Here is a 3,442-nt window from a genome sequence, read left to right as displayed (position 1 = left end):
ATGATGTTGCCGCCCTTGCCCATTCCGAAGTCGAACCAACTGTTCATCGTGGTGTTCACCTTAAAAGATGCCTCGCTTTCGTTTCTCAGCGGTGACTTGTACCAAAGGTTTGCACCCTGCTGCTTGACAGGGCGGTGTCCCAAACTTTGCAGATAGTCTGCAATCTTGATTTGCTTTGCTTCTTGAATGTTCATGTCTTACTGTGGATTAAGTGGTGTATATATTTCTGATGAATTGTTGAAAATAGTATGTATTGATATGATAACCAAAGGCTTATCTTCTCAACAAACTCTCAACAAATGGTTCTTTTCAACAAAATCACTGGGCAAAAGAGAAAGACAGGCATTAGCTGTCATGTTTTCTCTTTTCAACAGTCTCTTTCTTTTGTTGAGAGATTTGTTGAGAAAATGTTGAGCCTTAAATACTTGATATTCAACACTTTTTTCATCATATTCAACAATTCAACAAAATTATATGCTATTTAGCTTGTCCCTCGTTACAGTGTAGAACCTGCCCACACGTTTTGTTGGCGAGTAGTGACCGCTGTTGTTGTAGGTGTACTCGTATGAGGTGTAGGTGAGGGCGTTCTCTGAAGGTTGCAGCTTCCAATTGTCCTGCACTATCTTTCGCACAAGGTGCTTCTCCGCTTTCACGTGGTTGCATTGCAACAAGGCGATTGCGTCATTGAGGCAGAACTGCAAGCTGTCGGTCTGGGTGTTCTCCATGACCTCAAGGAACAGCTCCGACATTTCCACCTCAAGCCTGTTACGGTTGCAGCGTATGATTCTCCTCAGAGCATCGGTCGCTATCTGTTCGGGGGCGAACCACATTCGGCTCTTGTGCTCTGTGGATAGCGTTCTGCCTTGCAGATGGAACAGAAAAGCGGGTATCTCCGCCTTCAGTTTCTCCAAGAAGTCGGTATCGTCAGATTGCAACGATGAAATCTTCCTCACCCAATATCGGGTCTCGCCCTCGTCAATGATGACAGGGAGTGATTCGTTGTTGGAGCACAGCACGAACTTGGCAAAGAAGGAAATCTCGTTCCTGTCCTTGCCCTTGGCTTCCACCTTGTACGAGAGGGTGGTGCTGAGGTTCTTCAACCGCTCGGAATCCTCCCTGCGACTGAGCAACACCTCGTCCACGACAATCAGCAGCTTGCCAGCCCAATCGGAATTGAACTGACTGCGGAAGTCCTCGTTGGTGTTGAATGTCACGTTGTCTTGGAACAACGCTTTCAGAAAGTTCAAGAACGTGGTCTTGCCTGTGTTCCTCTCCTCTGATACGAGCAGCAGAATGGGCAACTTTTGCACAGGTTTGAGATAGAGTAGTTGCAGGTAGTCCATGCCAAGCTCGTATTGCTCAACAAAGATGTGACTTACCAACTTCTTGATGTTCGGAAAGTCCCCTTGCATTGGCTTGTGACTTATCGGCTCGTATAGATTGAGGAAACCATCTATCACCGTGCGATGGTTCACATGTTCTGGAACGGTACAGAAGCCGTCATACTTGTGAACGTACTTGATGAACTCCTTGCCGTAGTCCTGACGCAAGGTTTCCATGTTCCAAGGAATGCGCTTTCTTATCTTTCCACCACTGATGTTAGGTTGGTCAACCACCTTGTACAAGGTAGTGCCAACACGGATGAACACCTCGTTTGTCGGAGGTGCAGCCTGTGGCTGTTTGCTTCCCACAGCCACAGGCTGATTGTTGTCGTTTGTCTTGCTCATAATCTAACCTTTGTGAGTTGATAAAATTAAAGTTGCAAAGGTAAGGGCGGAAAATCAAAACGCAAAACACAAACCTACGCAGAATGGAGAAGTTTGCACCGGCAATGTTAAAAGATTGGAAATCAAGGTGCTTGATGTAGCCTTTCGGGATAAGATAGAACGAAAAATCCCGAAGAAAGGCTTGCTGGTAAACCTTTCCTCGGGATGAACAAAAATGTATTCCTGCATGTCATACGTTTTATATGTCATACGATAAAACTGTAAAACGTTTGACATCGGCAGTTCTTCGTTCTTCACAGAAATGCTTGATACGACAGTGAATCAGTACGTCAGCAAGTCTATACGACAGTGAATAACCGATGCCTCAAAGATGCGAGTTTTTCAGCTAAAGTAATTAGTCCCTCCGTAGAGTTGCAGGACAATGGCTGTTTTCTCTTTTGCTCCGTACAGCCTCTTGAAGATGGCATCACGAAGTTGTGTAGCCCCATTAGAGGTTAGGTGGAAGCAAATGGCAACAATCATAGGGAATCCATACAGCGTTTGCCAAACGCCTTTGGAAAGTTCTTCCCTTTGTTGGACCTCCAACATAGACAACATACCTTCTTTATATATAGCTCGTAGCACGGCTTTGAGCTTCGGGGCGGTAACATAAAGCATATCCACCAACTCACTCTCACTCATCCACAAGTTCTCCAAGTTGGACGGAATGGAAAGCATTCCATTTCCGCCCACGGTGATTATTGTCCTTTTCATGCCATCCCTCCCATTGCAGGCAAATGCCCCTTGATTCGACTTTCAAAGACAGATATGTCATGATCAAGCTTGGTGCTTGTCACCTTGGCATATATCTGTGTCGTGGTGATATTCGTGTGACCAAGAATCTTACTCACGCTCTCTATCGGCATTCCGTACTCCAAGGCTAAAACAGCCCAACTATGACGTGAGACATGAAACGAGACACGCTTCTTGATGCCACACATTGCAGCAACTTTCTTTATGCGCTTGTTGATGCTGTCAAGGTTGCCGATATTGAACAAGTGACTTCCTTTTCTGAAAGCCTTGTATCTCCCAATAATCTGCATGGGAATGTCCATCAACTTGATTTGGAACGGAACGCCTGTCTTCTGACGCTTGGAAACAATCCAAGGAGCACCGTTTATCATGCTGATGTTATCTTCCGTCAAGTTTTTGATGTCGATGAAAGATATACCTGTCCAACAGCCAAAGATAAAAAGGTCTCTCGCAAATGCCATGTTCGGGTCTTCCAACTTTATCTCTGTCATGGCGGTAAGCTCGTCCAATGTCAAGAACTCACGTTCCTTGTGGTCTGGGTCAACGTGGTACATGGCAAATGGATTTCTCGGTATCTTGCCGTTGTAGTGAGCTGCCGTTACAATATGCTTCAGTGGTATGGAGTAAATCCAAATGGAGGACTGCGCAAGTCCGACGACATTCTTCAGATACAGGCAATAGTCACGGATGAACTCCTCAGTAAGCTCGTTCATGGACATATCGCTGCGCTTGTACTGATACTTGATGAAATCGGCAACATACTTTCTTACCGTCAGATACTTGCGGTAGGTGTTCTTGGCTCTATCCTTGCCCACACGCTTGGCAAAAGCTGCGTTCTCTTTGTCAAAGGCTCTGAGCAATGTCTCGTATTCCGTGCCTATGCCTTGGTAGGCGTTTCTCACCATTTCAGCGGTAACGAACGC

3 protein-coding genes and 1 pseudogene are annotated in these 3,442 nt (G+C 45.8%); all 4 read right to left on the bottom strand.

What is annotated here, in order from left to right; genetic code table 11:
• A pseudogene (locus tag DW657_RS16850) lies at positions 1 to 194 on the bottom strand (DNA primase); the annotation flags it as partial.
• Positions 195 to 470: 276 nt separating this feature from the next.
• On the bottom strand, positions 471 to 1,727 hold the full coding sequence (locus tag DW657_RS16845) for a primase-helicase family protein (RefSeq protein WP_233547206.1): 1,257 nt from the start codon (positions 1,725 to 1,727) through the stop codon (positions 471 to 473).
• Between the two features lie 381 nt (positions 1,728 to 2,108).
• Positions 2,109 to 2,480, bottom strand: a complete 372-nt coding sequence (locus tag DW657_RS16840) for a hypothetical protein (RefSeq protein WP_118066860.1) — start codon at positions 2,478 to 2,480, stop codon at positions 2,109 to 2,111.
• On the bottom strand, positions 2,477 to 3,442 hold a 966-nt coding region (locus DW657_RS16835; protein ID WP_118313507.1), incomplete at its 5' end, for a site-specific integrase. The genes DW657_RS16835 and DW657_RS16840, both read right to left, overlap by 4 nt.

Source organism: Prevotella sp. AM23-5, from assembly GCF_003473645.1.
GTDB classification, from domain to species: Bacteria; Bacteroidota; Bacteroidia; order Bacteroidales; family Bacteroidaceae; genus Prevotella; species Prevotella copri_A.
The sequence above is the reverse complement of the archived record's forward strand: the minus strand, read 5'-3'. Positions and strand labels throughout refer to the sequence as shown.

Excerpts from the sequence above, each read along its gene's own strand:
- DW657_RS16845 (WP_233547206.1), bottom strand. The coding sequence starts at position 1,727 with ATGAGCAAGACAAACGACAACAATCAGCCTGTGGCTGTGGGAAGCAAA.
- DW657_RS16840 (WP_118066860.1), bottom strand. The coding sequence starts at position 2,480 with ATGAAAAGGACAATAATCACCGTGGGCGGAAATGGAATGCTTTCCATT.